The sequence below is a fragment of the Ruegeria sp. AH7 genome (assembly GCF_056541325.1).
Window position 1 is genome coordinate 228681 of the sequence record NZ_JBQFYF010000001.1, and the last position, 24971, is coordinate 253651.

Here is a 24971-nt window from a genome sequence, read left to right on the forward strand (position 1 = left end):
GGCGCTATATGCGTGGTCCGTTGAAACCTATGACATCACGCGTGCGGGCCTCGGCTACATAATTTCTCTTCATGTGATGTTTGGATTGATTGCAGTTCTCGCGTGGAGAATAGGAACGTGGTTGCGGAAACGAAGTCAGATCTGAATTCAGTCACTCTACGTGGCAAACTGTCCGAAAATCGCGACCTAAACGACCTGACATGGCTCCGCGTTGGTGGCCCGGCAGACTTTCTGTTTCAGCCTGCCGATCTTGAGGATTTGCAGGAATTTCTGCGCGAGCTACCCGAAGATGTGCCAGTCTTCCCTATGGGCGTCGGCTCCAACCTGATTGTGCGCGACGGTGGCTTGCGTGCCGTGGTGATCCGGCTGGGGCGTGGCTTCAACGGAATATCGGTCGAGGGAACGACCGTTACGGCAGGTGCTGCCGCATTAGACGCGCATGTGGCGCGCAAGGCGGCGGATGCGGGGGTTGATCTGACGTTCCTGCGCACGATCCCCGGATCGATCGGTGGGGCGGTTCGGATGAATGCAGGCTGCTACGGCAGCTATACGGCAGACGTCCTACACAAAGCCACAATCGTCACGCGGCAGGGTGAGTTGATAGACCTCACCGCCGCCGAACTGAACTTCCGCTATCGCCAATCCGACCTGCCTGAAGGGGCTGTTCTGGTGTCGGCCACGTTCGAAGGCCCCAAGGGCGACCCGGCAGAGCTGCACGCCCGAATGGAGGCGCAGCTGAAGAAACGCGACGAAACGCAACCCACCAAAGACCGCAGCGCCGGGTCGACCTTTCGCAATCCGGCGGGGTTTTCCTCGACCGGCAAGGCGGATGACGTACATGACCTCAAGGCATGGAAGGTGATCGACGATGCCGGGATGCGTGGCGCAACCAAAGGTGGCGCGCAGATGAGCCCGAAGCATTCGAATTTCCTGATCAACACTGGTGACGCCACCGCGGCTGATCTGGAAGGTCTGGGCGAAGAAGTGCGAAAAAAGGTTTACGAAACAAGCGGCATCACGCTAGAGTGGGAAATCATGCGGGTCGGTGACCCGCTGACAAAATAAAGCCCCAACCGTCAGACCAAAACAGGCAAATTCAGGCGACGGATCAAAGGCATAAACGCAGTACGGACCATTACATAAGGTCCGGGGACATTGAGGCGCACATTGGGTATGTCGAGCAGGACAAACCCCAAAGTGGCGGTATTGATGGGCGGCCCCTCGGCGGAACGCGAGGTGTCTCTCAGCTCTGGGCGCGAATGCGCGGCCGCCCTTGTGGGAGAAGGCATTGACGTGGTCGAGCTGGACGCAGGTCCGGACCTCTATGCGCGCCTGATGGAAATCAAGCCGGATGTGGTTTTCAACGCCCTGCATGGACGCTGGGGCGAAGATGGCTGTGTGCAGGGGCTGCTTGAGTGGATGCAAATCCCATACACGCATTCCGGTGTTTTGGCCTCGGCCCTCGCAATGGACAAGCAACGCAGCAAAGAGGCGTTTCGCATTAACGGCCTGCCCATTGCAGACAGCATCATCGTGCCCAAGCGGGACGTGATGGCCGATCACGTGATGGCGCCACCTTATGTGGTCAAACCCAACAACGAGGGCTCAAGCGTCGGTATTTATCTGGTGCATGAAGATGCAAATGGCCCTCCACAGCTATCCGATGACATGCCGGATGAGGTGATGGTCGAGCAATATGTGGCCGGTCGAGAGCTGACGGTGACCGTCATGGGTGACCGGGCCCTGACTGTGACCGAGATCATGACCGATGGCTGGTACGACTATGACGCCAAGTATAAGCCCGGCGGCTCGTGGCACGTTCTACCAGCTGAGATTCCGGCTGAGATTTTTGACCTTTGTATGGACTACGCCCTGCGCGCTCACAATGTTCTTGGCTGCAAAGGCGTCAGTCGGACCGATTTCCGTTGGGATGACACCAAAGGCGCTGATGGTCTGGCGTTGCTGGAAACCAATACTCAGCCGGGGATGACTCCCACCTCGCTGGTCCCTGAGCAGGGTGAGCATTGCGGCATGACATTCGGCCGGCTGTGCGCTTGGATGGTGGAGGACGCCTCATGCGACCGCTAAGCGCCACCCGCGCTCCGGTGATCCACCGGACCAAACCCGTTGCAGGGCCGGATGCGGATTTCGAATCTGCAGATACAGAAACGCATGAGGTGGACCCCGTCTTGCGTCTGCGCGGGGCGCGGCTGTTTGGGCGTACGTCACGAGGCTCGGACCCGGCGCCTTCGCGGCTGAGCTATAGGTTTCAGCGCTGGATGCTGACGCCTGGCATTCGATTGGGTGTTAAGCTGGGCTTGCCGATTTGTGCGGTCGTTGCGGGTGTGGGGCTTTACTTTGCCTCTGCCGAACGGCGTGAGGCGGTCAGCACCTACATTGCCGACATCCGCACTTCGATTCAGGAACGTCCGGAATTTATGGTCAACCTAATGGCCATCGATGGCGCGGGATCAAGCCTTGCTGAGGATATTCGCGAGGTCGTGCCGCTGGATTTCCCGATCAGTTCCTGGGATCTGGATGTCGAACAGATGCGCGACACGATCATCGGGTTGGACCCCGTGAAAACGGCCACCGTGCGCATCCGGCCCGGCGGCATATTGCAGGTCGATGTGATCGAACGTCAGCCCGTCATTGTCTGGCGCACCCGGAGCGGCATTGAACTGCTGGATGAAACCGGGGTTCATGTCGATCAGATCGTCTCGCGCAAAGATCACGTTGACTTGCCGCTGATCGCAGGCGAGGGCGCGGATCTGCACGTTGCCGAAGCGTTGGAGATTTTCCGGACCGCGCGCAGCCTTGGCACGCGGGTGCGCGGGCTTGTGCGCATGGGCGAACGGCGCTGGGATCTGGTTCTGGATCGCGGGCAGCGCATCATGTTGCCGACCGAGCGTCCGGTGCGCGCGCTGGAACGGGTATTGGCCGTCAATGAAGTGCAAGATCTTTTGGAACGCGATGTCGCTATCGTCGACATGCGCCTCGGGCAGCGTCCCACGGTCAGAATGACCAAAGCCGCCAGCGAAGACTGGTGGAACACAAAAACAGACGTGAGTAGCGGGCAGTAACGACCATGATGACCGATCTTTATCAGTCCCAACGCGCCATGCGGCAGATGCGAAGACAAGCGATGCAGCGGGGTGTCATTGCCATTCTGGATGTGGGCAGTTCCAAGATTGCCTGTTTGGTGCTGCGCTTTGACGGAACCGGTCGCCTGAACGAGGATAACATGATCGGGTCCATGGCCGGTCAGACCGGGTTCCGCGTCATCGGTGCCGCCACAACGCGTTCGCGAGGTGTGCAATTCGGCGAAGTTACTGCGATGCAGGAAACCGAGCGGGCCATCCGGACCGCACTGCAAGCGGCGCAGAAAATGGCCGATATTCGCGTCGATCACGTGATTGCCTGTTTCTCGGGCGCGAACCCGCGTTCCTACGGTCTGGACGCGCAGGTCGATCTGGAAGGCCAACTGGTGACCGAGGCCGAAGTGGGCCGCGTACTTAATGCTTGCGACGTTCCGGATTACGGGGCAGGGCGCGAGGTTCTGCATGCGCAGCCTGTGAACTTTGCGTTGGATAACCGCTCAGGCCTGATCGATCCGCGTGGGCAACTGGGTCAAAGCCTGGCCGTTGATATGCACATGCTGACTGTCGATACGGTTGCGATCCAAAACATAGTGCGCTGTATCAAGCGTTGTGATCTTGAACTGGCCGGTATTGCAAACTCGGCCTATGTGTCGGGCGTTTCTGCATTGGTTGAAGACGAGCAGGAGCTGGGTGCCGCCTGTATCGATATGGGCGGTGGTACGACCAGCGTGTCGATCTTCATGAAGAAACACATGATCTATGCCGATTGCGTGCGCATGGGTGGGGATCACGTGACCGCTGATATCTCAATGGGGTTGGGCGTACCAGCGGCCGTGGCAGAGCGGATCAAAACCTTCAATGGTGGTGTCCACGCAACCGGTGCCGATGACCGCGACCTGATAGATATCGGGGGAGATACCGGCGATTGGGAACATGATCGCCGCACCGTTAGCCGGGCGGAGTTGATCGGCATCATGCGCCCCCGTGTCGAGGAAATCCTGGAAGAGGTCCGAGTGCGTCTGGATGCAGCAGGCTTTGAGCATATGCCGAGCCAACAGATCGTTCTGACTGGCGGTGGCAGTCAGATCATGGGGCTGGATGGGCTGGCGACGCGCATACTGGGTCAGCGCGTGCGCCTGGGCCGCCCACTGCGCGTTCATGGTCTGCCGCAATCGGCAACAGGGCCGGGCTTCTCGTCTGCCGTGGGGCTCAGCTTGTTTGCGGCCCATCCGCAGGACGAATGGTGGGATTTCGAAATTCCAGTAGACACCTATGCCGCGCGCCCGTTCAAACGCGCCGTCCGGTGGTTCCGTGACAATTGGTAGAGTTCTCGGCCTTACCACTCTGACGCTGTGGTCGGGCGCTGCCTTGGCGCAAACCCGGATCACGCCCGAAGCCTTTCTGGATGCTGTTGTCGGTAAAACCGTCATGTTCTACGAGATTCGCAGCGGGGATCTGGTCGGGACCGAGGAGTTTCTGAATCACCGAACCTCTGTCTGGCGGGAAGAAGGGCGCGGCTGCGTCTATGGTCAGATCACCACGCCGGATGGTCAGATTTGTTTTCTGTATGACAATGACGCGGACGGGGTGCCGGTCTGTTGGTGGCCGTTTTTGTACCAGGACCGGCTGATGGTGCGACTGGCCTCATTGTCGGATGGGGAAATTCAGGAAACGCGAAACATCTCTGACAAGGGTTTGAACTGTCCGAATGCGCTCACCAGCTAAAGAAACCGGTTGCAGCGCAGGCATTTATCCATAAAGATATCCACAAGGCCCGTCAGAGGCCCGGCGGCAGGACCATGAGCAGTTTTCCGCCCTTTGAAATCCGGGAATGCAACCCGCACGTGAGCTGAAAGGCGTCACGCACATTTCTGCTGTCTTGTAGCATCGTTAAGTCAATCCGCTAGATTTCGCAGGTGGCGCGAAATACCGCCGGATAACGCCTTATTTCCTCCATATTTTGTGGGAATTCGCGATTTTTAGCGTGACCTTTGCGCATCACAACGATAGAATCGAGCAAGGATAGGTAAGAAAAACACCGCTTTGGCGGAACAAAGATACAGGCGGACAGAGCATGACATTGAACCTTTCGATGCCCGGGCACGACGAACTGAAGCCTCGGATTACAGTATTTGGTGTTGGCGGTGCGGGTGGCAACGCAGTCAATAACATGATTGAAAAGCAGTTGGATGGCGTTGATTTCGTAGTTGCAAACACCGACGCGCAGGCGCTGCAGCAAAGCCATTCCTCTGCACGCGTGCAGCTAGGTGTGAAAGTCACCGAAGGTCTGGGGGCAGGGGCCCGCCCAACCGTCGGCGCAGCTGCCGCAGAAGAAAGCATCGAGCAGATCGTCGATCATCTGGCCGGCGCGCATATGTGCTTTATCACCGCCGGTATGGGCGGCGGCACCGGTACGGGTGCTGCGCCGATCATAGCACAGGCCGCTCGGGAACTGGGCGTGCTGACCGTTGGTGTTGTTACCAAGCCCTTCCAGTTCGAAGGGGCCAAGCGGATGCGTCAGGCCGAAGATGGCGTTGAATCGCTGCAACAGGTCGTCGACACGCTGATCATCATTCCGAACCAGAACCTGTTCCGGCTGGCCAACGAAAAAACCACCTTCACCGAAGCCTTCTCGATGGCGGACGACGTTCTGTATCAGGGCGTCAAAGGTGTGACCGACCTGATGGTGCGCCCCGGCCTGATCAACCTCGACTTCGCGGACGTACGCGCTGTGATGGACGAGATGGGCAAGGCGATGATGGGCACAGGCGAAGCAACTGGTGAAGACCGCGCCATTCAGGCGGCCGAGAAAGCCATCGCCAACCCGCTGCTGGACGAAATCAGCCTCAAAGGTGCCAAGGGCGTGTTGATCAACATCACAGGCTCGCACGACCTGACGTTGTTCGAACTGGACGAGGCCGCCAACCGCATTCGCGAGGAAGTGGACCCCGAGGCCAATATCATCGTCGGTTCGACCCTCGATACCGCGATGGAAGGCGGAATGCGCGTTTCGGTGGTGGCAACCGGGATCGATGCTACGGAAAAAACCAGCGATGTGCCGGTCGCGCGCCGTTCGATGTCCGAGCCGCTAACTCGCACCGTATCTGCCGAAGAACCGACCCCCGAGGCAGCGCCTGTTGCTGCTGAGGTTGCTGAACCTGCGCCTGAAATGGTGGAAAACCGTGAGCCGACGTTGTTCGAAACCACCGAAGACCCGGCAACCCGGTTCCAGCCGCAGGATCAGCAGGAGGATGACGGCCTGCCTCCGCCAGCCTATCAGCCTCGGGTCGCCGAGTTTGAACCGCAGCCGGAGCATTTCGAACAGACCCCCGAAAGCTATGTTGCGCCGCAGCCGGAACCCGCAGGAACACCTTCGCCAGAAGCGCTGCAGCGGTTGCAGGCCGCTGTGCAGAACGTGCCTTCTTCGGCGCAGCGTCTGACGGCGACCCGGGCACAGGAACCGGCGCCTCAGGCGCAGGCAGAAACCGAGGAACGCTCGCGCTTTGGCTTCAACCGATTGATCGATCGGATGACCGGACATGCGGCAGACACACCGTCTCAGCCAGCCCGTCAGCAGCCCGCGATGCGCCAGGTTGACGCCACGGCACCTGCGCATGAAGAGGCCGACCCCGATCAGGATCGGATCGAAATTCCTGCTTTCCTGCGCCGTCAGGCCAACTGATCGCGGTAACAAAATGAATGCAAAGGGTCGCCTTCCGGCGATCCTTTTTTCTTTGTTAACAGGTGGATATAGGGGGATAAGCAGGGTTTTGCCGATCTGTCACATCCATGTTTCATTCAGTTACAAAGAGTGAGTTGAGCATAGACCCGTGCTTCCTTAACTGAGTGGCCAACACAGCTTTAACAGGCTGGACACCACTCGCTGAGGCCCAATTTGCAACATACGCTCAAATCTCCGGTTACCTTTAACGGCGTCGGACTGCATGGCGGCCAGCCTGTCGTTATGGTTCTGAAACCCGCTGCGGCAGGTCATGGAATCTGGTTTAAGCGGACGGATATTGAGTTGGGCAATGCGCTGATCCCTGCGATCTATGACGTGGTCGAGCGGACACCGCTCTGCACCCGTCTGGTGAACGACGCAGGCGTATCGGTTTCGACCGTGGAACATATCATGGCCGCACTTGCAGGCTGTGGTGTTCACAACGCGCTGATCGAGATTGACGGCCCCGAGGTTCCGATCATGGATGGCTCGTCGATTGATTTCGTGCGCGGCATCATGGCCAAGGGCGTGCGCCGTCAGGCCAGCCCGGTTCTGGCTTACGAAGTGCTCAAGCCCGTTACTGCGTCCCGCGAAGGTGCAAGTGCAACGATTGCGCCTGCCGATGGTCTGATCATCGATTTTCACATCGACTTTGAAGATGACGCAATCGGAAACCAGACCAAGACACTGGACATGCGCAATGGCTCGTTTGTGCGTGAGCTGAGCGATTGCCGCACTTTCTGTCGCCGTATTGATGTCGAGACGATGCGCGAAAACGGCCTTGCCTTGGGCGGCACGCTGGAAAATGCAGTGGTGGTGCAGGGTGAAGAGGTGCTGACACCAGGCGGTTTCCGCCACGCGGATGAGGCCGTGCGCCACAAGATGCTGGACGCTTTGGGTGATCTGTATCTTGCCGGTGGTCCGATTCTGGGCCATTTCACCGGCGACAAGTCCGGTCATTCCATGACCAACACCCTGTTGCGGAAGCTGTTTGAAACGCCGGGTGCTGTGCGCCCGATCCTGTGTACCCCAGAACAGGCGGCACGCCTACCGGGGCAAGGTCTGGTTCAGGAAGAGATTCCGGCGGTGGCCTGAGCCGTTCACCTTTGACGACATTTGCGACAGAGGGTGCATAAGGCGTTTTGCACCGGAAATATCTATGCTAGACCATGGCTCAATTCGGGGCGAACCCCGGTGAGTAAGATGACAAGGATGGGCGGTATGGTTGGCAGCAAAGCGGCAGTCAGGTTCGCAGGTGCGATTCTTCTGGCAGCAGTTTTGACGGCATGCGGCAACAGGGGCGCAGACCGCGATCAAAACCTCGAAGGCTTCACGCCCGAGCAGATCTATACCCGTGGTGAATACGAACTGTCGCAGAATCGCTCGGATGATGCGGCTTGGTATTTCTCGGAAGTTGAGCGTCTCTATCCCTATTCTGACTGGGCAAAACGCGCACTGATCATGCAGGCGTTTTCGTTCCACTCCGACAAGAATTATGAAGAAAGCCGTGCCGCTGCGCAGCGCTATATCGATTTCTATCCCACGGATGAAGATGCCGCCTATGCGCAGTATCTACTGGCGCTCAGCTACTATGATCAGATCGACGAAGTGGGCCGCGATCAGGGTCTGACCTTTCAGGCGCTGCAAGCGCTTCGAACGGTGATCGAAGTCTATCCTGACAGCGAATACGCGACCTCGGCGGTGTTGAAATTCGATCTGGCCTTCGATCATCTGGCGGGCAAGGAAATGGAGATCGGGCGCTACTATCTGCGTCAGGATCACTATGTCGCGGCCATCAACCGATTCCGCGTTGTTGTCGAGGATTTCCAGACTACGTCCCACACAGCCGAAGCGCTGTATCGTCTTGTCGAGGCCTATTTGTCTCTGGGTCTGTTTGATGAGGCGCAGACCGCTGGTGCGATCCTGGGGTATAACTACCAATCCTCGGAATGGTATGACGATGCCTACAAGTTGCTGACCTCGCGCGGGTTGGACCTGAAGAGCCGCGGCAACAATTGGCTCAGCCAGATCTATCGTCAGACGATCAAGGGTCAATGGTTGTAAGCTGGTGACGGGCAGGGGATGCTAACACCCGATGCTGCGTGCCTTAGATATCCGTGACATGTTGATCATCGACCGGCTGGAATTGACCTTCCAGCCGGGACTGAACGCGCTGACCGGTGAGACCGGGGCGGGTAAGTCGATCCTTCTGGATTCGCTGGGATTTGTTCTGGGCTGGCGCGGGCGGGCCGAACTGGTCCGGCAGGGGGCTGCGCAAGGCGAGGTCGTGGCCGAATTCGAACTGACCGAAGGCCATCCCGCGCACGAGATTTTGGCTGAGGCTGGACTGCCGGGTGGGGAAGAGTTGATCCTGCGCCGTGTCAACACTGCCGAAGGCCGTAAGACCGCCTGGGTCAATGACCGCCGCTGTTCCGGTGAAGTTCTGCGCGCCCTGTCCGAGACTCTGGTCGAGCTTCACGGCCAGCATGATGATCGCGGCTTGCTGAACCCGCGGGGGCATCGCCTGCTGTTGGACGATTACGCTCAGGTCTCGGAGCAACTAGCCGCAGTGCGCCGCGCATGGTCCGAAGTGTCGCGCAGCGGCAAAGCGCTGGCCGAGACCGAGGCCGCGCTGGCTGCGATGCGGGCCGAAGAAGAATTCTTGCGGCATTCCGTTGCCGAACTGGACAAGCTGGACCCGCAACCGGGTGAAGATGCTGAATTGGACGCCCGCCGCCGCATGATGCAGGGGGCTGAACGCATCCGCGACGATGTCGCCCGGGCTTTTGACCTGCTGGGTGGCGAAGGGGCCGAAGGGGCGATGTCGGATGCGATGCGCTGGCTGGAAGGTGTCGCGGACAATGCTGGCAGGCAGTTGGAAGGGCCAATCGGTGCTTTAGGCCGCGCGCTGATCGAGCTGGGCGAAGCGCAGGACGGCGTGAACGCCTGCCTTCAGGCGCTGGATTTCAACCCGGCCGAGCTTGAAGCGGCCGAGGAGCGCCTGTTTGCGATACGCGCACTTGCCAGAAAGCATGATGTCGCCCCGGATGACCTGGGGGCCTTTGCGAATACCCTGCGGGATCGGCTGGGTCGTTTGGATGCAGGCGATGCCGATCTGGCCGATCGACGCGCATCAGTCGAGGCCGCGCAGGCCGCTTACAACGCCGAGGCTGCGACCCTCAGTACGGCCCGTCAAAAGGCGGCCGGTCAATTGGATGCAGCGGTCATGGCCGAGCTTGCGCCGCTCAAAATGGAACGCGCCGTGTTCCAGTCCGAAATCACTATAGCGGAGCCGGGTCCCGAAGGTATCGACGCGGTTGCATTTACCGTGGCCACGAACCCCGGCGCGCCATCGGGTCCATTGAACAAGATCGCTTCTGGCGGTGAGCTCAGCCGCTTTCTGCTGGCGCTCAAGGTCTGCCTGTCTGGCGATGACAGTGCGCGCACCATGATCTTTGATGAGATTGACCGAGGCGTCGGGGGCGCCACCGCCGATGCGGTTGGCCGCCGGTTGGCGGCGTTGGCGCAGGGAGGGCAGGTTCTTGTCGTGACACACTCGCCTCAAGTGGCCGCACGGGCAGCACACCACTGGCGGGTGCAGAAACAGGTCAGCGACGGGCACACGCTGTCTACGGTTGTCCCGCTGGCCGAAGGTGACCGTGTGGACGAAATTGCGCGGATGGTTTCGGGCGATACGATCACCGACGAGGCGCGGGCCGCAGCACGTGCGCTGTTGAAGGCGTGATGTTTCGGAGCCGCCTTCTTTGTCCTGCCATACTTTTATATGACCGCCCCTTGGCTTACTAAGGGTTAAGTGACGAGCCCCGAAGGCAGATGACTCAATCAACCTATACCGTTCTGCGCAACCAGCTGAATCAGGCCATCGCCGCGATCAAGGATGCCTTTTGGGTGATGCGCCGACGCGGGCCCAGTCAAATACAGTTCTGGTTCATCGCTTTGGTGATCGGGATTGCCGCCGGGTTCATGGCCCTGGGGTTTCGCAAGGCAATCCAGTTTTTGCAGGCCTATCTGTACGATACAGATAATATCTTGCTGCTGCACAGCCATGCCGAGAAACTGCCGTGGTACATGGTTCTGATTATCCCGATCCTGGGCGGTTTGCTTGTTGGCGTGATCCTAAACCGGTTCACTGATGATGGCCGTGTACGGTCGGTCGCGGATGTGATCGAAGGTGCTGCGATCACCGATGGCCGGGTCGAGACGAAGGCGGGTATCGCCTCATTCTTCGCCTCACTTATCACGCTCAGCTCGGGCGGTTCGACCGGACGAGAAGGGCCGGTTGTGCATATGGCAGGGGTTATTTCAACATGGGTCAGCAACCGTATTCATGCGGATGGGATCACAGGCAGGGACCTGTTGGGGTGCGCTGTCGCGGCTGCTGTCTCGGCCAGTTTCAACGCGCCCATTGCTGGGGCTTTGTTCGCGCTTGAGGTCGTGCTGCGCCATTTCGCAGTTCACGCTTTTGCACCCATCGTCATTGCCTCGGTCGCAGGAACGGTGATCAACCGGCTGGCCTATGGGGATGTGACTCAATTCGCGCTGGATACGCCTGGGTCGCTGAAATTCTATGTGGAACTGCCCGCGTTTCTGATCCTCGGCCTGATCTGCGGTCTCGTTGCTTTGGTATTGATGCGCTCAATCTTTTTCGCCGAAGACATCGGCACCCACGTCCAGAACCGCCTGTCCTTGCCGGGATGGCTGCGTCCGGCTGTGTCCGGTGCGATGCTGGGTCTTTTGGCCATCTGGTTTCCGCATATAGTCGGGGTCGGCTATGAAACCACGATCCGTGCCTTGACCGGCGATCTGTTGCTGACCACCGCCATCTTGTTTGCAGTGATAAAAACCGTGGCGGTTGCAATCACCATGGGGGGCCGTATGGGGGGTGGGGTGTTTTCGCCCTCTCTGATGATTGGGGCTTTGACCGGGCTCGCCTTTGGCCTGATTGCAACGGGTTTACTACCGGATGTATCAGGAACTCATACGCTTTATGCCTTTGCAGGCATGGGTGCGGTTGCAGCTGCGGTGTTGGGCGCGCCGATTTCAACCACACTCATTGTGTTCGAACTGACCGGAGACTGGCAGATCGGTTTGGCGGTGATGGTTTCGGTTTCGATGTCGACGGCGCTGGCATCTCGTTTGGTGGACCGGTCTTTCTTCCTGACCCAGCTGGAGCGTCGAAATGTGCATCTGGCCGCTGGCCCGCAAGCTTATCTGCTTGCCATGCTGCGTGCCGGGGCGGTGATGCGGCCAATAGGCGACCCGCGCTCGATAACGGCGGATGAGGCGCAGGAACTGATCGCGCGAGGCCTCTGCGTCAAAGCGAGCGCCACACTGGAAGCCGCCATGCCCTATTTCGACCGAGAAGACATTCCATGCATTCCGGTGATTGTGCTTGAAGAGGACGGGTCAGAAACCCCGATCGGCGCGCTCTATCATGTCGATGCGTTGAAGGCTTATAACAGGGCGTTGGCGGCCACTGCGGCCGAAGAGCATTCCTAGCCACCATAGACGCTGGCAGCGTCACCCAGATAGTTATCCCAGGCAAACCAATAAGAGATATGCCCGGCGACGCGTGGCAGTTGCGCGCCATCTGGTCCGGTTAACATCTCTTCGGACAGGGTCCACTTCCGACCAGACTCATCTACCAGCCCAACGTCAAAGGCTTTGAATCTGTGCCCCGCCCGCTCATAAGCACGCACGGTCCGGCGATCCGGGTTTCCGATCAGAACCAGAGGGCGGTTCGCAATTGCATCATTGATCACACGGGTACGGCTGAACGCGTCCAAAGGCCATGCCCGCGCAGCACCGAACTGACGAATCGTAAAGATGTAGTCCTTTTGTCGGTGCTGGGATTGATCGACCTGCGCGGGGAACATCAGTTCGGGCGAGGCGAAATACTCGCGGTAGACCACGCCAGACCCATAGTTTCGGCGATGCCCGGTATCCAGCGACAGTACGCGGGTACCAGGATGCGAGGTCTTCCAATTGTCCCAGGTCGTGATCACCACCGGACGCTGCTTCAACTCGATCCCGCTGTCGACCAATGGGCCGACCACGGGTTTGCCAGTATACTGGTTCCACAGCGAGTGTGTCTCGCGGTCAAACATCAGTTTGTTCGACCGGTAGAGGAAGCCAGAGGAGCCAAAGACAAACGGTTTGCGCCGCCCCGCAACCTGCGTTTCAAACAAGATGCCCGACCCGCACAGGGTACAATAAGCAAGTGCGACCGGAACTCCTCCGATCACTTCGTTGAACATTTCATGCCACCCCATGATCCGCAGCGGATAGGCGCGTACATCCCCGTTGATCGAGACGCCAAAGACCAGATCGTCACCCTTGAGGTAGCTGGCATCAGCCGCCGAGATGAGGGTTGGATTGTCCAACGAAGGGATACCGTCTTTATAAACCCCACCCCAGGCAATCTCTTCCAGCCTGATTTTCATCCGGTCCCGTGCCAGGTATTCGGGCCGGAGGAACAGATCAAAGTTTTGGTCGAGGCCCAGCAGAACCTCGCGCTTGAAGGGGATCAGTGATGGGTGGGGGATCAGCTGCGGGTTCCGCTCTTGCCAGAGCATCCAATCAAACCAATCGGTGCCCAGCTTTTGCCCACTGAGGGTTTCCATCACCTCCGAGATTTCATCCCGTCGCCGATCCCCGTATCGCATGGCGGTCAGCAGGGCAGGCACCACATCCGGCTTTCCGCGCTGCGTCAGATAGGTCATCTGCGCCTCAAACTCGGTTCGACCGGAATAAAGCGTGCTGCGCAGCGCCTCGAGCACCGGGTCCTGCTGCGCCCATAGCACTCGTGGTGCCAGCACGCTGAGACCCAGCCCCCCAACAAAGCTGCGGCGTGAAACTGACATGGCATCCTCCATGGTCGTACATGTATAATATGCCTTCAGTTGCACTCACTTTCATTCAACAGCGTCGTGATTGGGGCGTGAGCCTTTCGTTTCGCGCGTCGCAGCCGATTCCAAACACATCGCATTTGAATAAATCGGCATATTCGAGGAGCGACCCCTGCATCCCAACTGAAGGTCAAGATCCTAAGTGTGTCACTCAGTTAGCAATCCGTATTTGCGGATCTCGGATTTTGACATCTTGTGTATGTCGTCAGCCGGGGCCGCATCGATTGTGAACCAGTAGAAAGCGTCATGCCCTAGCATGCGTTCGACATAAAGTCGGTTTTGCTCGTGTTCAGGCGCGCCGCGCGGGTAGTCGGATGCTTCTTTTGAACCATCTGACCATGCGTGTACACCAATCTCTGCCCCGTCATCCATGGTTCTTCTGACACCTGCCAGAAAAAGATCAACCCCGCCCGAGTGGATGAGACTGGATGATGTGAGATGCGTGTTGAGGCCCAGTTCGCGCACTCGGTAGGCCAGTGCGATCATGGTATCGTCATCCAGTGAGCCCGGCACATCAAGTTCAACCAGGGTCTCGATGTCGGGGTATTGGGCATAGATTTCCTCGAATTGTTCTAGAGTTTTCGAGTTGATCGCTCCATGCATAAACAGCTTTGTGCCTTCGACGCGGAACTCGGTCATTGGGACCTGGTTCCACGCCATAACAGCCATCTGGGTACAGCCAGATAGCACGACCGCCACCAATGCTGCCATTACAGCAGCATACTTTCCAAAGCGCCAGCGGCGGGTGCGTCTCAGCCTAGCCGACAACATTATGCCCTCGACCGCGCATGCAGTTAAAAACAATACTCTTTCTCGCTTCATCTAGCTCGCTAGAGTCTTCTGCCGTTCCCAGAAGCCCTCCGACAGCTGCGCCGACACCCAGCCCGGCAAGCGCATCTCCGCTATCGGCTTCGGCAGCACCTACAAGCCCGCCTACTATGGCACCTGCGATAGCAGAGTCATTGGATTTCTCTTTTTGCAAAGACACCTGCTCGCACGCTGCCAGATCTGATTGGAAGTTTGGGTTTCGGTGCCCGTCAACGATCAGTGGGTCATTCGCGTCTGCGCACGCGGTTAGGGTTAGTCCAAGCGCCATCAACCCATATGCTTTTGTCATTTTCATAAACTTTTGTCCTTCTGTTCAGTCTGAATTGCTCGGAAGCTGAGGTAGAGTTTCAATCTCAATAAATCAACAACTTTTTTATGTTTTATTTAAATTACGTAAAGTAAGGATTTATTGATTTGATGATTTGCGCTAAAGAACGCTTGCTACTGCAGGAGGACCGATGACTTTTTTCGCAAAAGCCGCCATGGCGCTTAGTCTGAGCTACTATTTCCTATTGTTCGGATTCGTCTGGATTGGTGAGATGTTGGGGGTTCACGGCCTGGTTTGGGATATGTTCGACTTTCCCGAACAAGACACTTCGCCGCCATTCTGGACGCTGGTTGTTGGTCTGATTTTAACCCTGATGGCGCTCGTGTCCCTTGCTGGCGCCTTTCGCGGTGCATGGCTAGTGCTCAAGGGAGGGCCAGAACAGGATTTTCGGGATCTTGGACGAAACCTACGGCATATGGCCTGGGGGCTGATCGGATTTTGGATCGGCTACAACGTAATAGCTCTCGTCATGCCGCATCTGATCGTAATTGGATTGGAATCAACCGAAGGCTTTGATTTTAGTTGGGCGCCGCTCGACCTGGATATTGTTTTTGCGATTACGGGTGTGGTGTTGCTTGCAATATCCCAAACGTTAGAACGCGCCTGGCAGGCTGAAGACGAAAACAAGCACTTTCTCTAGGGGGCACCATGGCTATTCAGGTAAATCTCGACCTGATGCTTGTTAAGCGCAAGGTCTCCTCGCGTGAGTTGGCTGCGGCAATCGGATTGTCCGAAACCAACTTGTCGTTGATCAAGTCCGGCAAAATCAAGGGTGTCAGGTTCTCAACGCTGGAGGCTATCTGCAGATATTTGGACTGCCAGCCGGGCGATATTTTGAGCTTCGAACCGGATTAACCCGGTACCAAATCTGTGCGTAGGTCAGTCTGACAGTGCACTAAACTGTCAGATCTGCTCTACCTTCACCGACTCCACCGGATAAAACGCGATGTAGTCCTGAATCTGCGCCACACCAGGGATCGGGTTCTCATAGCTCCAGGCAGCATTCTCGGTGACTGATGACTTGTTGACGATCGAGAAATGAGTTGCGTCCCCTTTGTGCGGGCAATGTGTCACCTTGTCCGTTTGGTCCAGGAAGGCCATCGCGATGTCAGACCGAGGGAAATAGATCACGGGTTCCAGATCACCTTCCAGCAGTATCAGAGCATTGTTTGTTTCGCCAAGAATGGCACCGCCTGATCGGACGCTCCACTTGCCATCAGCCTTCTCGATTGTGATCTCTGTCATTTCTTGCCTTTCCCTCAGCTTCGCGTGGGGCTCTCCTCTGCCCGTTCTATGTAACAGTCCGGTGTCAGACCGGCGCGGTTGCGGCATCCAACCACAGTTGAGCGTCAGGGCCCAGCCTTGGTCGGATTTTTCCCGCAACGTCGTGGTGATAAGCGTTTAGCCAGCTGCGTTCGGCGGCGGTCAGCATGTCTACAACGATCAGCCGACGATCAATAGGTACATAGGTCAGAGTGCGCCAATGCAGCATCGCGCGTTCATCATCGCCACCAGGCAGGGCTGGAGCATCTTCGACGACGACCAGATTTTCGATGCGTATGCCAAAGGCCCCTTCGCGGTAGTATCCTGGTTCGTTGGACAAGATCATCCCGGGTCTCAGCGGCACATGGCTGACGCGTGACAGGCGCTGTGGGCCTTCGTGCACGCTGAGATATGCGCCCACACCATGGCCGACGCCGTGATTGAAATCCTGCCCGGCCAGCCACAGTGGCGCGCGCGCGATGCATTCGATGTCACGTCCAGCCAGACCGACGGGCCAGCGCAACATCGAGAGGTTGATCATGCCTTTCAGAACACGGGTGAAACAGGCTTTTTCGTCGTCACCAACCTCACCAATCGCGATGGTTCGGGTGATGTCAGTGGTGCCGTCCAGATACTGCCCGCCGCTGTCCAGAACCAGCAGGTGGCCATTCTGCAGCTGACTGTCGGTCTCCTCGGTCACTCGGTAGTGCATGATGGCTCCATTCGGGCCGGTACCTGAAATTGTGTCAAACGAGATGTCCTGCAAGGCATTGTCCTTGCGCCGGTTATGTTCCAGCCGGGTCACGACCTGCGTTTCGGTCACGCTGCCGGGCTGTTGCGCATCCAGCCAACACAGGGTCTCGACAACTGCGACCGCATCGCGCAGATGCGCCTCGGCGCTGCCTGCAATCTCGGCGGGGTTTTTGCAGGCCTTAGGTAGGGCGCAGGGATCGCCACCATCGACCATCTTGTCGCCCAGCATATCTGCCACGATCTGCGGCACCGTGCCTGCGTCGACCTGAACACGCCCGTCCAACTTCTGAACCGCATCCAGAAAATCAACAGGGTCATGGATCGAAACCTCATCATCCAGATGATCGCGCACCTCGATAAGCTTCTCGGCAGCCATGAACAAATCTACCTGGCCTGCGGCGTGCAAAATTGCGAAACCATGAGCAACCGGATTATAGGCGATATCAGAGCCGCGAATGTTCAGCAGCCACATGATCGAATCCGGCAACGTGATCAGCGCTGCCGTACACCCAGCCTCCTGCACCCCACTCGCCAATCGCGTGATCTTGTCACGCCCGGCTTCTCCCGCAAACTCTAACGGGTGTGCTTTGACCGGGTTCATCGGCGGGGCAGGCTGGTTCTCCCACACTCGGTCGACCAGATTGTCGGAGCGCACCAGTTCGATTCCGCTGCCTTCAAGCTCCTTTTCCGCGGTAGAGATTTGCCCCGCCGCGTGCAGCCAGGGATCAAATCCGATCTTTCCACCTTGCGGCAATTGCTCTTTCAGCCAGGTGCTTAGGCTGACATCCGGCCATGGGACGGGAGTGTAATCATCAGCGACCTGAGCCTTAACCTGCGTGCGGTAACGCCCATCGATGAACAAACCAGCCACTTCCCGCAGGGCGGCGCAGAACCCGGCAGAGCCTGTAAAACCCGTCAACCAGGCCAGACGTTCATCCCGAGGCGCTACGTATTCACCTTGATGCGCATCCGCGCGGGGAATCAGAAACCCATCGAGCCCCGCGCGCGCAATCTCGGCGCGCAGTGCAGCCAGCCGGGGTGGCCCCTGTTCTCGGCGCGCGGTGACTTGGAAAGACTGGAACATAAGGGCCTCTTGCTTCGGACGATTTGTGCTGAAACCTGCGGCTTGTCGGGGGAAATGTCCAGCTTGCGATAGCTCTGCTATGCGCCCGAGTTCAGAAAGTCATCAATTGCATTGATATAGGCGGCATAGGCTTTGTTGCCGGGCAACGGGATTTGGTTTGCGGTCTCCAGTATAACGAGAGACGCGTCAGGTATACCGGACGCGAGCTTGTGCGCTTCGGACAAGGGATGAACAGTCGCGTGTCGTCCATGTAGGATCAGAGTTGGGCACCTTACCTGCGGCAGAAGGTCCATTGCTGTCATGCTATTGCCAACATCGCGATAGTGCAGTTTCTGATCGCGCGAATAAAGCGTTTGCATCTCCGTCACCATGTCGCGGACATCATCCAATGGTCCATCTGGAAAATAGCTGAGCGTTGAGCCAATAGCATATCCACCGCCGGGCATATGCCAGCCTTCGGCGATCAGTGTTCTGATCGAATCTGGTTGTTCACTATCTGCACGATGATCGCGGCCTTCTGCCCAACCTCCGGCGATAACCAGTTTGTTGACCCGATCAGAATGACGCGCTGCAAAGTGAAGAGCAGGAAAGGCGCCGCCAAACTCTCCGATGATCGAGAAACGGTCGAAATCCACTGCATCTGCCACGGTCAGAATCTCTTCCAGTCGGTGGTCGTAGACCGCCTGATGGTCGTTGTTCGAACTTACGCCGTGGTCCTTGTTGTATCGCAAAAGGTGGAAACGATTTGCCAAATCCGTCAGGCGTTTTCGCTCAGAGGTTAAGCGCCATTCTGCTTCCAGATCATGGATAACCGATCCGATGCGAAGCACCGGAAGGCCCTCACCGTTGAGGGTATATGGAACAACCAGTCCATTCTTGCCGTGCGCGTAGCGTAGTCTTTGCGTATGCTGCGGTGCGGGGCCGTGTTCAGGATCGCCTTCGCATGTGACATCCGCGGCCAATTGCAGCCCGCGGCGCACGATTGTGCGGATGATCCGCTGCGCCTTGCCATCATCTCCAACAGCTCGCCTTGCGGCGGCCACGCGGGCGCTGATGGTGGATTCCGATACGAAGCGCCCGTTCCAGACCCGCTCGATGATCTCATCACGTGCCACCAGTTTGCCGGGGTGTTCAGCCAGAAGTTTCAGCAGATCGAAGACCTGCGGCTCAACAGGCACCGCCTCGCCCTGGCGGGTCAGAACGTGACGATCCACGTCCAGAACACAATCTGCAAATTCATAGCGCATGGGATCACTACATCCGGTTTTGGGCGGTCTCACAAGCGCCAATGGCAATCCCAAAGGTTTCTTAGGGATTTCTCAATGCGGCCTTCAAGCGCTCGGCTTAACTGGGTGGCAAATTGACAATCAAAATCAGGAGATTTCAACATGTTGTCACCCTTTGACACAGCGCTTCTGCAGCATCAACCGACACGCTACCAAATGCGTAACGCTGCTGCCCGTACCAAGAGGTCTCGCCGACCGTTCCTGCAGAGCATTTTCGCCTTCTTATCAGGCCTATGGACTCTTCGGGAGCAGCAAGCCTAGCTTGCCTTCTTCATCCCCATGACGCGGGCACGGGCGCGAGGATCGCTGTCAAACAGCGCAGCCAACTGTTCAGTCATCGCACCTGCCAATTGCTCGACATCGGTAATGGTCACCGCGCGGTCGTAGTAGCGCGTCACGTCGTGCCCGATCCCGATGGCCAGTAATTCGACCATCTTTCGCTTTTCCACCATGGCGATCACATCGCGCAAGTGTTTCTCCAGATAATTCGCCGGGTTCACACTGAGCGTTGAATCGTCGACCGGCGCACCATCCGAGATCACCATCAGGATCTTGCGCTGCTCGCGCCGGGCCAGCATGCGGCGATGCGCCCATTCCAGTGCCTCACCGTCGATGTTTTCCTTCAGCAATCCCTCTTTCATCATCAGGCCCAGATTGGCCCGTGCACGCCGCCAGGGCGCATCGGCCCCCTTATAGATGATGTGACGCAAATCGTTCAGACGACCGGGTTGCTGTGGGCGGCCATCGTTCAGCCATGCCTCGCGCGCCTGTCCGCCTTTCCATGCCCGTGTGGTAAAGCCCAGAATTTCGACCTTCACATTGCAGCGCTCCAGCGTCCGGGCCAGAACATCCGCACAAACAGCCGCGATCGAGATCGGGCGTCCGCGCATTGAACCAGAGTTGTCCAGCAGAAGGGTCACCACCGTATCGCGGAACTCGGTATCCTTTTCGACCTTGAAGCTCAGCGGAGTGGTTGGATTTGCCACCACGCGTGCCAACCGACCGGCATCCAGAATTCCTTCTTCGCGGTCGAACTCCCAAGACCGGTTCTGTTGCGCCTGCAAACGGCGCTGCAGCTTATTGGCCAGTCGGCTAACCGCGCCTTTCAGCTGATCCAGCTGTTGGTCCAGATAGGCGCGCAGCCGTTCAAGCTCGGCCGGTTCCGCCAGATCCTCGGCGGCGATCTCTTCGTCATGCGTGTTCAGGTAGACCTTGTAGTCCGGATCAGCCTCGGAGGCAGGCGGAGGGGCAGGCGGCTCCAGCGGGGCCTCGCCATCTGGCATTTCGGCCTCATCCGACATCTCTTCGTCGGCCATCTCATCCATCGAGACCTGTGCCTGAGACTGGTCCTGCTGTTCTTCCTGCGTCTGCTCGGGCGTGGCGTCAGCGTCTTGTTCGTCCTGATCATCCTGCCCGGTGCTGTCGGGATCGGGCTGTTCTTCGGCGTCTTCCTCGGCCTGATCTTCTTGTTCGTCGTCCAGCTCATCCGGATCGTCGCCCAACTGGTCGCCATAGCCCAGATCCTTGATCACCTGACGGGTGAATTTGGCGAACTCGGCCTGATCCGAGAGGATCTCGTCGAGGTTTTCCAGCGTTCCGCCCGCCTGTTCCTCGATAAACCCGCGCCACAGGTTCATGACATTCTCAGCCGCGGGCGGCAGCTCACGCCCGGTCGCCAGATGCCGGATCAGATAGCCTGCTGCCACGGACAACGGCGCCTCGGCTGGTTGTTTGCATTGATCATATCCGCGCCGCAGCGCTTCATGGCCGATTTTCACATCGATGTTCGACGCGGTACCGGGCATGTCCCGCGCACCCATCGCTTCGCACCGCGCGGTTTCCATAGCCTCATAGAGGTCCCGCGCCATGTCTCCCGGAGGGGCATAACGCGCATGGGTCGCGTCGTCATGATAGCGGCGTTGCAAGGCCAGAGCATCCGCTGTGCCGCGCGCCAGAAGAACCTCTTCGCGGGTCATCCGACGGCTGACCTGAGGCAGACGCATCGACTCACCCGACAGGCCCGACGGATCGACAGTATAGCTTATCGACAGCTCTGGATCGTCGGCCATCACCTTGGTGGCCTCGGCCAGGGCCTTCTTGAACGGATCAGCGGGGTTGTCGTTTGGTTTGCTCATGATCGCCATCCGCTTTCGTTCTGAAAACTCTCGATACAAACGGTTGGAGCATAGGGCATCTCTTCACCATTCTTTAGTTCATAGGCTTCGCGAGCTACATAGAGCAAGCCTTCAAGCCAATCAGTCTGCCATAGACGATAGTGCTTCGGATTGGCCAGGAACGCATCGAAAACCTTGGGGCCTTGCGCCACAACAGCCAATCTCTTGTACAGAAAGGTGTCGGCTCTACCGGGAAATAACCCACACATGCGTCGATAGTGAGCTCTTGTATCCAAGGCATGAGCTTTTCTTGCGAGAGCCTCTTCAAACGAAAAAATGACATTCTCGTCCTGATCGCGCAAAGCGGACACTAGCGGAGTGAGATCGGTTGTTGGATCTCGCCGCTTTGATCCTTGGATCAGGCCGATAAAATACCAGAATCTATCATCTAATAGAGGCTCCAAGCATCACCCCAAGCTCGCGCTCGCCGCGCTTTCTGGCAGTTCCTCGTCGAAGCAGCGCTGATAGAACTCGGCCACGGTCTGGCGTTCCAACTCGTCGCATTTGTTCAGGAAGGACAGACGGAAGGCGTAGCCGACATCGCGGAAAATCTCGGCGTTCTGGGCCCAGTTGATCACGGTCCGAGGGCTCATCACGGTCGACAGGTCACCGTTCATGAAGGCGGTCCGGGTCAGGTCGGCAACGGTAACCATCTGGCTTACGGTCTTACGCCCCTCGGCGGTGTTATACAAAGGCGCTTTCGACAGCACGATCATCGTTTCGGCATCGTGGCTGAGGTAGTTCAGCGTTGAGACCAGAGACCAACGGTCCATCTGCGCTTGGTTGATCTGCTGCGTGCCGTGATAGAGCCCGGTGGTATCCCCCAGACCAACCGTGTTTGCGGTGGCAAACAGGCGGAAATTTGGGTTCGGTGTGATGATTTCATTCTGGTCCAGCAAGGTCAGCTTACCGTCATGCTCGAGGACGCGTTGGATCACAAACATCACGTCGGCCCGGCCCGCATCGTATTCGTCGAACACGATGGCAACCGGGTTGCGCAGGGCCCAGGGCAGGATGCCCTCGTGGAATTCGGTGACCTGCTTGCCGTCGCGCAGTTTGATCGCGTCTTTACCGATCAGGTCGATCCGGCTGATGTGACTGTCCAGGTTCACACGCACGGCGGGCCAGTTCAGGCGGGCGGCGACCTGTTCGATATGGGTCGACTTACCCGTACCGTGATAGCCCTGGATCATAACGCGCCGGTTATGGGTAAAGCCCGCCAAGATCGCCAGCGTGGTTTCCGGATCGAACTTATAGGTCGGGTCGATTGCCGGGACGCGGTCGCTTGATTCAGCAAACCCTTTGACCGCCATATCGCTATCAATGCCGAACACTTCACGGACCGAAATCTCTTCGGTTGGTTTTGCGTTGATGTCGATCGATCCGTCAGCCATGCGCCTTGTCCTTATCCTTTGGCCCGTTCACCGGGTTTGAACCCGTGTGTGGTGCAACATATTGCAGACAAGGGCAAGGGAAAGCCGCGTGATGAAATGGCTGACAGGATCTTTCTTTCAAACTGGCCTTATGGCGGGCAGAGCCACGCTTAATCCAGAATGGCGTCACGCATCCGGATTAGGCTGCGTTCATCAACGAAACGCGGGGTCTGATGCATGTAGTCGCGGAATGCGCGGCCATAACCCTGCAGCAGCCAGCGTTCTTCGTTCAGAACGAACAGAAAGTAGATCACGAACAGAATAGCGGCCAGACCAAGGGTCAGCCAAGACCCGCTGGCGATACCCAAGCCAATGGTTGCCAGAACCGAGGTGACGTATTGCGGATTGCGCGAATAGGCATACATGCCGCCGGTCACCAGCCCATCACTTTCGCAATAGGTGTTATCGAGCCCCAGGAACCGATAGCCCCAAAGCGTGATGCCAAAGGACATCACCATGATCGGCAGTCCCAGCACATAGCGGCTCCAATGGCCCCAGCCATTCACCCAGACCTCGGACAGGGCAAACACAACCGTTGCTCCGCAGAACAGCCGAAACAGGCCAAAAGCCGTATGATGTCGCCATCCGCTGGCGCTGGGCCATAGGCCAAACTGCGGAAGGCGCAGATTCAGAGAAAGATATCCGCTCAGCAACAGGGCCGAGCCCAGAGCAACACAAAGAGCAATCGTATGAACGTGATAGATGAGGGGTTCCATATCGAATTCCGTTGTCACAGGTCATGTTCGAATATGGGCAAAGTGCGCAGCCCATAGGGATAGGCCGTAGCAAGGCTTTGTAACAGGTTGAGGACGCAAAAGCCGGTTAAAGGTTCGGTGCGGCGCCTCGGTTATTTTGAGAGTCCTGAAAAGCGCGCGAAAATTCGTTTCTGACAGAAATAACTCGAAACCCGATGCATCTGTCGGTAGGATTACGACCAACAAAAGATCGATTATGTAGAGCGTGTTCTAGTTTAGAAATGATTGATATTGATGATGAAAAATTGAGCAATATTAATGCTCTAGCCAAGCTCGTTGAAAGACGCCAATCCGTTGATCGAGATTTCGGACGCGCTATTGGAACTCTAAAGGATGATCTGGTCTACATAGACAAAGCCCTAAAAGCCGAGCCTGCCAAGTGGCGGCAAAACAGGGCGTTCCATATCGTTCATGTACCAAGCTTCCTCGCCATCATGTCGATATTCGATGACATGGATCAGATGGTGTCTGTATCGGATGATGAAAAACACCAGATTCTGATTTCGGTTCATCGAGCTGCGCAGCTGGCCAAAGAAGCTAGACGACGCATGGAACAATCCAAATTGATGGATGCCAAGACCGAGCTTGGGGTGCTTGCCCAATACGCAGCAGTCCCGGACGAACCCTATCAAAAGCCGTCGCGCCTTACGCGCGCGCTCGATGGCCTTGCTTCGGCTTCGGACTCCGCGTGGCAGGGTGCGAAATCGCATGCAACTGCAATGCCTAGTTTGGTTAGCGGCCTTCAGAGCGGTGTTTCAGGTACATTATCTCGCGCCGCGTCTGCTCCGGCATTGTTCGAGAATTTGCAGAAAACCGTGTCTGGTGCACTGTCTGACACCGTTTTGACTCCGATATCCATGCGGCTGAATGCAGGGGGGCGAGCTCTGAAACATGGCGTCGGGGCCGGGGTCGGGTTGGGTGTTGTGGTTGGGGTCCTGTGCCCACCATTGTTGCCGCTTACGGCAGGGGGCGCAGTGCTTGCTGCGATGCGTGCTTGGCGCAAAGACATGGACAAAGCAGCCACGCTACATCAGGCTGAACGCGAACAGCGCATTGCAGAGCTGCAATCCGAGCGAAAGGCCGCCTTGCGCCATTTGACCCACGGGGCGCCTGCGTTGCAGATGGAAACCGAAGACCTCAGCATGACACTGGATGTTGAAACCGGTCGCGCGGATGCGGTGATTTTGAAAGGCGATCACACGGGCTGCCTGTGGTCAAACTTGTCCCCGGCTGACAAAGCAGAGCTTGGGATGGATCTGGCCGAAGGCGCAGCCAGCCTGCTTAATATCTTAGAGCTTGCGATAAAGGACTAACCT

At 57.6% G+C, this 24971-nt stretch carries 23 protein-coding genes; 13 read left to right on the forward strand and 10 right to left on the reverse strand.

Annotation, left to right across the window (positions count from 1 at the left end):
* Positions 1–141 precede the first annotated feature (141 nt).
* The 10 genes from murB (at position 142) to ACR0JX_RS01235 (ending at position 12342) form a co-directional block, all read left to right on the forward strand.
* Positions 142–1065, forward strand: coding sequence for a UDP-N-acetylmuramate dehydrogenase (murB, locus tag ACR0JX_RS01190; protein ID WP_480541735.1), 924 nt, complete (start codon positions 142–144; stop codon positions 1063–1065).
* A 108-nt stretch (positions 1066–1173) separates the two neighbouring features.
* Positions 1174–2088, forward strand: a complete 915-nt coding sequence (locus ACR0JX_RS01195; RefSeq protein WP_480540688.1) for a D-alanine--D-alanine ligase — start codon at positions 1174–1176, stop codon at positions 2086–2088.
* A complete protein-coding gene (locus ACR0JX_RS01200; protein WP_480540690.1) occupies positions 2076–3083 on the forward strand; it encodes a cell division protein FtsQ/DivIB in 1008 nt (335 codons plus the stop codon). Before ACR0JX_RS01195 ends, ACR0JX_RS01200 begins: the two co-directional genes overlap by 13 nt.
* Positions 3084–3091: 8 nt before the next feature.
* Positions 3092–4426: a cell division protein FtsA gene (gene ftsA / locus ACR0JX_RS01205; RefSeq protein WP_480541737.1), complete on the forward strand. Its 1335-nt coding sequence runs from the start codon at positions 3092–3094 to the stop codon at positions 4424–4426.
* Positions 4413–4826, forward strand: coding sequence for a hypothetical protein (locus tag ACR0JX_RS01210; RefSeq protein WP_480540692.1), 414 nt, complete (start codon positions 4413–4415; stop codon positions 4824–4826). The genes ftsA and ACR0JX_RS01210 overlap by 14 nt, the downstream gene beginning before the upstream one ends.
* A 349-nt stretch (positions 4827–5175) precedes the next feature.
* Positions 5176–6783 carry a cell division protein FtsZ gene (gene ftsZ / locus ACR0JX_RS01215; protein ID WP_480540694.1) on the forward strand — a complete coding sequence of 536 codons (1608 nt, stop codon included), beginning with the start codon at positions 5176–5178 and terminating at the stop codon, positions 6781–6783.
* A gap of 213 nt (positions 6784–6996) precedes the next feature.
* Positions 6997–7917: a UDP-3-O-acyl-N-acetylglucosamine deacetylase gene (gene lpxC / locus ACR0JX_RS01220; protein ID WP_353008221.1), complete on the forward strand. Its 921-nt coding sequence runs from the start codon at positions 6997–6999 to the stop codon at positions 7915–7917.
* A 126-nt stretch (positions 7918–8043) separates the two neighbouring features.
* The gene (locus ACR0JX_RS01225; RefSeq protein WP_170532154.1) at positions 8044–8886 is read left to right on the forward strand and encodes an outer membrane protein assembly factor BamD; all 843 of its coding nucleotides are present in this window, start codon (positions 8044–8046) and stop codon (positions 8884–8886) included.
* Positions 8887–8917: 31 nt separating this feature from the next.
* The gene (gene recN / locus ACR0JX_RS01230; protein ID WP_480540697.1) at positions 8918–10567 is read left to right on the forward strand and encodes a DNA repair protein RecN; all 1650 of its coding nucleotides are present in this window, start codon (positions 8918–8920) and stop codon (positions 10565–10567) included.
* An 89-nt stretch (positions 10568–10656) separates the two neighbouring features.
* Positions 10657–12342 carry a chloride channel protein gene (locus tag ACR0JX_RS01235; protein ID WP_480540699.1) on the forward strand — a complete coding sequence of 562 codons (1686 nt, stop codon included), beginning with the start codon at positions 10657–10659 and terminating at the stop codon, positions 12340–12342.
* Here ACR0JX_RS01235 and ACR0JX_RS01240 read toward each other — a convergent pair.
* The 3 genes from ACR0JX_RS01240 to ACR0JX_RS01250 all read right to left on the reverse strand — a co-directional run bounded on the left by ACR0JX_RS01240 (position 12339) and on the right by ACR0JX_RS01250 (position 14874).
* A complete protein-coding gene (locus ACR0JX_RS01240) occupies positions 12339–13706 on the reverse strand; it encodes a DUF3179 domain-containing protein (RefSeq protein ID WP_480540700.1) in 1368 nt (455 codons plus the stop codon). The two genes, ACR0JX_RS01235 and ACR0JX_RS01240, sit on opposite strands and share 4 nt — an antisense overlap.
* 192 nt (positions 13707–13898) lie before the next feature.
* Positions 13899–14462, reverse strand: coding sequence for an alpha/beta hydrolase (locus ACR0JX_RS01245; RefSeq protein ID WP_480540702.1), 564 nt, complete (start codon positions 14460–14462; stop codon positions 13899–13901).
* A gap of 46 nt (positions 14463–14508) precedes the next feature.
* Positions 14509–14874: a glycine zipper family protein gene (locus ACR0JX_RS01250; RefSeq protein WP_480540704.1), complete on the reverse strand. Its 366-nt coding sequence runs from the start codon at positions 14872–14874 to the stop codon at positions 14509–14511.
* Positions 14875–15037: 163 nt separating this feature from the next.
* On the opposite strand from ACR0JX_RS01250, the gene ACR0JX_RS01255 reads away from it, so the two are divergent.
* Complete coding sequence (locus ACR0JX_RS01255; protein ID WP_480540706.1) at positions 15038–15547, forward strand: hypothetical protein; 510 nt, start codon at positions 15038–15040, stop codon at positions 15545–15547.
* Between the two features lie 8 nt (positions 15548–15555).
* Positions 15556–15762 carry a helix-turn-helix domain-containing protein gene (locus tag ACR0JX_RS01260; RefSeq protein WP_480540708.1) on the forward strand — a complete coding sequence of 69 codons (207 nt, stop codon included), beginning with the start codon at positions 15556–15558 and terminating at the stop codon, positions 15760–15762.
* A gap of 48 nt (positions 15763–15810) precedes the next feature.
* Here ACR0JX_RS01260 and ACR0JX_RS01265 read toward each other — a convergent pair whose 3' ends face one another.
* The 7 genes from ACR0JX_RS01265 to ACR0JX_RS01295 form a co-directional block, all read right to left on the reverse strand.
* Positions 15811–16152 (reverse strand): DUF427 domain-containing protein, encoded by a 342-nt coding sequence (locus ACR0JX_RS01265; RefSeq protein ID WP_480540710.1) that lies wholly within the window; start codon positions 16150–16152, stop codon positions 15811–15813.
* A 64-nt stretch (positions 16153–16216) separates the two neighbouring features.
* Complete coding sequence (locus tag ACR0JX_RS01270) at positions 16217–18007, reverse strand: aminopeptidase P family protein (RefSeq protein WP_480540712.1); 1791 nt, start codon at positions 18005–18007, stop codon at positions 16217–16219.
* Between the two features lie 77 nt (positions 18008–18084).
* Positions 18085–19254: an alpha/beta hydrolase gene (locus ACR0JX_RS01275; RefSeq protein ID WP_480540714.1), complete on the reverse strand. Its 1170-nt coding sequence runs from the start codon at positions 19252–19254 to the stop codon at positions 18085–18087.
* A gap of 296 nt (positions 19255–19550) precedes the next feature.
* Positions 19551–21428, reverse strand: coding sequence for a cobaltochelatase subunit CobT (gene cobT, locus ACR0JX_RS01280; RefSeq protein ID WP_480540716.1), 1878 nt, complete (start codon positions 21426–21428; stop codon positions 19551–19553).
* Complete coding sequence (locus ACR0JX_RS01285; protein ID WP_480509867.1) at positions 21425–21871, reverse strand: DUF4240 domain-containing protein; 447 nt, start codon at positions 21869–21871, stop codon at positions 21425–21427. Before ACR0JX_RS01285 ends, cobT begins: the two co-directional genes overlap by 4 nt.
* A 3-nt stretch (positions 21872–21874) precedes the next feature.
* Positions 21875–22861, reverse strand: a complete 987-nt coding sequence (gene cobS / locus ACR0JX_RS01290; protein ID WP_480540718.1) for a cobaltochelatase subunit CobS — start codon at positions 22859–22861, stop codon at positions 21875–21877.
* Positions 22862–23010: 149 nt separating this feature from the next.
* A complete protein-coding gene (locus tag ACR0JX_RS01295; protein WP_480540720.1) occupies positions 23011–23616 on the reverse strand; it encodes a methyltransferase family protein in 606 nt (201 codons plus the stop codon).
* 284 nt (positions 23617–23900) lie between these two features.
* Between ACR0JX_RS01295 and ACR0JX_RS01300 the strand changes: the two genes are divergently transcribed.
* A complete protein-coding gene (locus tag ACR0JX_RS01300) occupies positions 23901–24968 on the forward strand; it encodes a hypothetical protein (protein WP_480540722.1) in 1068 nt (355 codons plus the stop codon).
* Positions 24969–24971: the final 3 nt, after the last annotated feature.

Excerpts from the sequence above, each read along its gene's own strand:
- ACR0JX_RS01295 (WP_480540720.1), bottom strand. The coding sequence starts at position 23,616 with ATGGAACCCCTCATCTATCACGTTCATACGATTGCTCTTTGTGTTGCT.
- ACR0JX_RS01245 (WP_480540702.1), bottom strand. The coding sequence starts at position 14,462 with ATGGCAGCATTGGTGGCGGTCGTGCTATCTGGCTGTACCCAGATGGCT.
- ACR0JX_RS01255 (WP_480540706.1), top strand. The coding sequence starts at position 15,038 with ATGACTTTTTTCGCAAAAGCCGCCATGGCGCTTAGTCTGAGCTACTAT.
- ACR0JX_RS01260 (WP_480540708.1), top strand. The coding sequence starts at position 15,556 with ATGGCTATTCAGGTAAATCTCGACCTGATGCTTGTTAAGCGCAAGGTC.
- ACR0JX_RS01235 (WP_480540699.1), top strand. The coding sequence starts at position 10,657 with ATGACTCAATCAACCTATACCGTTCTGCGCAACCAGCTGAATCAGGCC.
- ACR0JX_RS01270 (WP_480540712.1), bottom strand. The coding sequence starts at position 18,007 with ATGTTCCAGTCTTTCCAAGTCACCGCGCGCCGAGAACAGGGGCCACCC.
- ACR0JX_RS01275 (WP_480540714.1), bottom strand. The coding sequence starts at position 19,254 with ATGCGCTATGAATTTGCAGATTGTGTTCTGGACGTGGATCGTCACGTT.
- ACR0JX_RS01195 (WP_480540688.1), top strand. The coding sequence starts at position 1,174 with ATGTCGAGCAGGACAAACCCCAAAGTGGCGGTATTGATGGGCGGCCCC.
- cobT (WP_480540716.1), bottom strand. The coding sequence starts at position 21,428 with ATGAGCAAACCAAACGACAACCCCGCTGATCCGTTCAAGAAGGCCCTG.
- ACR0JX_RS01200 (WP_480540690.1), top strand. The coding sequence starts at position 2,076 with ATGCGACCGCTAAGCGCCACCCGCGCTCCGGTGATCCACCGGACCAAA.
- ftsA (WP_480541737.1), top strand. The coding sequence starts at position 3,092 with ATGACCGATCTTTATCAGTCCCAACGCGCCATGCGGCAGATGCGAAGA.
- ACR0JX_RS01240 (WP_480540700.1), bottom strand. The coding sequence starts at position 13,706 with ATGTCAGTTTCACGCCGCAGCTTTGTTGGGGGGCTGGGTCTCAGCGTG.
- recN (WP_480540697.1), top strand. The coding sequence starts at position 8,918 with ATGCTGCGTGCCTTAGATATCCGTGACATGTTGATCATCGACCGGCTG.
- ACR0JX_RS01250 (WP_480540704.1), bottom strand. The coding sequence starts at position 14,874 with ATGAAAATGACAAAAGCATATGGGTTGATGGCGCTTGGACTAACCCTA.
- ACR0JX_RS01265 (WP_480540710.1), bottom strand. The coding sequence starts at position 16,152 with ATGACAGAGATCACAATCGAGAAGGCTGATGGCAAGTGGAGCGTCCGA.
- ftsZ (WP_480540694.1), top strand. The coding sequence starts at position 5,176 with ATGACATTGAACCTTTCGATGCCCGGGCACGACGAACTGAAGCCTCGG.
- cobS (WP_480540718.1), bottom strand. The coding sequence starts at position 22,861 with ATGGCTGACGGATCGATCGACATCAACGCAAAACCAACCGAAGAGATT.
- ACR0JX_RS01225 (WP_170532154.1), top strand. The coding sequence starts at position 8,044 with ATGGTTGGCAGCAAAGCGGCAGTCAGGTTCGCAGGTGCGATTCTTCTG.